The organism is Mesorhizobium sp. M2A.F.Ca.ET.039.01.1.1 (assembly GCF_003998035.1).
Taxonomy (GTDB): domain Bacteria; phylum Pseudomonadota; class Alphaproteobacteria; order Rhizobiales; family Rhizobiaceae; genus Mesorhizobium.
Map to the genome: position 1 here is coordinate 1 of NZ_RZRY01000974.1, position 1,888 is coordinate 1,888.

Annotated in this window: 2 protein-coding genes and 1 pseudogene; 2 read left to right on the top strand and 1 reads right to left on the bottom strand. The window is 64.1% G+C overall.

Annotated elements, in window-relative coordinates; genetic code table 11:
• Window positions 1–1,002: DUF2157 domain-containing protein (locus tag EOA24_RS36285; RefSeq protein ID WP_127410728.1), on the top strand; the 1,002-nt coding region annotated here is incomplete at its 5' end.
• The gene (locus EOA24_RS36290) at window positions 999–1,580 is read left to right on the top strand and encodes a GDYXXLXY domain-containing protein (protein WP_126082311.1); all 582 of its coding nucleotides are present in this window, start codon (window positions 999–1,001) and stop codon (window positions 1,578–1,580) included. The genes EOA24_RS36285 and EOA24_RS36290, both read left to right, overlap by 4 nt.
• A gap of 23 nt (window positions 1,581–1,603) precedes the next feature.
• Here EOA24_RS36290 and EOA24_RS42110 read toward each other — a convergent pair.
• Window positions 1,604–1,888, bottom strand: a pseudogene (locus tag EOA24_RS42110) (MFS transporter); the annotation flags it as partial.

Below are 1,888 nucleotides of genomic sequence, written 5' to 3' on the forward strand. Positions count from 1 at the left end.
TCGCTGAGCTTCGGCTCCATCCTGGCGATGATGGCAGCGCTTTTGTTCGGCGCCGCGATACTGATCTTCGTCGCCGCCAATTGGGAGGCCTTCCCGCGCCTCTTGCGCGTGGCGGCTCTGTTTGCGGTCATTCTTGCCGGCTATGTCGGCGGCGCGGTGCTGAAGACGCGTGACCATGCCGCGATCGGCGAGGCGCTGTGGATCGTTGCCGCGGCGGCGTTCGGTGGATCGATCGCGCTGATCGGACAGATGTACCATCTTTCGGGCGACGAGGCCTCGGCGCTGGTGACGTGGTGCGCCGGCACGGCGCTGGCGGCGGTCGCGCTGCGTTCAAGCCCGCTGACGGTCGCGGCGGTCGGCATCGCCGACGCCTGGCTGGTTCTCAAGGGGTTCGGCTTCTACTGGCGCGCGGAAACCCCGCATCTCTTCATCGTCGTGGCGATCGTCTTGTTCGCCATCTCGTTCTGGACGCGCAGCCAGGCCGCGCGCCACCTCATCATTCTGTCGGTCATTCTCTATCTGGTCCTGCTGGCGACGGACCGCGAGACGCTGCCGGTGGCCATGTCGCTGGCCATCGTCTCGGTGCTGCTCTTTGCCGCTTTGGTCTTTGCCGGCGATCCGATCGACAGGATCCTGCAGCTCGGCGGCCGGCTGCCCTTGCATGCCTTGCTCGGCTTCCTCACCGGCATGGCGATCATCCAGTTCGAGCTGGCCGATGAAAGCACAAACAACAGCGGGTTTGCCGTCGCTTCGATCGTGGCGCTGGCCAGTATCGTGGCGGCAATCATGCTGGCGGGGCGCGAGAGCAGGGGCTTGCGCTGGCTGGCCTATACCGGCTTCGCCTTCGAGCTCGCCATCATCTACAGCGTCACCTTGAGGTCGATGCTGGATACGGCCGGCTTCTTCCTGGCGGCGGCGGTGCTGCTCGGCATGCTGGCGCTGGTCATCATCCGCATCGAAAAGCGCATGAAAGCGCCTGCCGGAACAGGAGCAGCGGCATGACCGGCAAGAAACTGATCATCTCCGCGCTGGTGCTGGCGCTTGTCCAGATCGGCTTTCTCAGCTGGATCATCGCCAGCCGCGCGGCGATCCTGCGCAACGGCAAGGAAGTGCTGTTGAAAGTCCAGCCCGTCGATCCGCGCGATCTCCTGCGCGGCGACTACATCTCTCTCAACAACAACATTTCGCGCATTCCGGTGAAATTGATCGCCAACATTCCGGAAGGCAAGTTCTCCAGCGAGGACACATCGATCGTGGTGCGGCTCAGGAAGGGCGCCGACGGTTATTGGCAGCCGACGACCGCCTGGTTCGGCCAGGCGCCCGCGCCGGCAGGCGAGGGCGAAGCAGACATTGCCGGCCATGTCGTTGAGGGCTGGGGCCTTCGTGATACGGACGCGACGATCGCGCCCGACTATGGGATCGACCGCTTCTATTTGCCGGAAGGCGAGGGCGTGGCGATCCAGGACGACATGCGCGTGCGGCCGTTCGGCATCAAGCTTGCGCTCGCATCCGACGGCACGGCACAGATCAAGGCGCTGATGGACGGCGACAAGGCGCTGTTCCAGGAGCCGCTTTACTGAGATGTGTCAACATTCGACCCACCTTAAGTCACGGTTCCAGCAGTGGCCCTAGCCGGACGGCGTCGGTTCAAGCGCAGCAAGGCCACAAACGCGCCGCAGGAGCAGAGCATCGCGAGGCCGAGCACGGCTTCGCTGCCAAAATGCGCCAACAGTCCGGCCAGCAATGGCGGCGATATGGCGGAAATCAGGTTGAGCGGGAGAGCGATGTTGGATGTGGCCCGCGCGTAGGCCGCCTGGTCGTAGAACACCAGAGGTATCGTTGCCCGCGACACGGCAAGAATGCCGCTGCCCAAGCCATAGAGGAGAAT

Excerpts from the sequence above, each read along its gene's own strand:
- EOA24_RS36290 (WP_126082311.1), top strand. The coding sequence starts at position 999 with ATGACCGGCAAGAAACTGATCATCTCCGCGCTGGTGCTGGCGCTTGTC.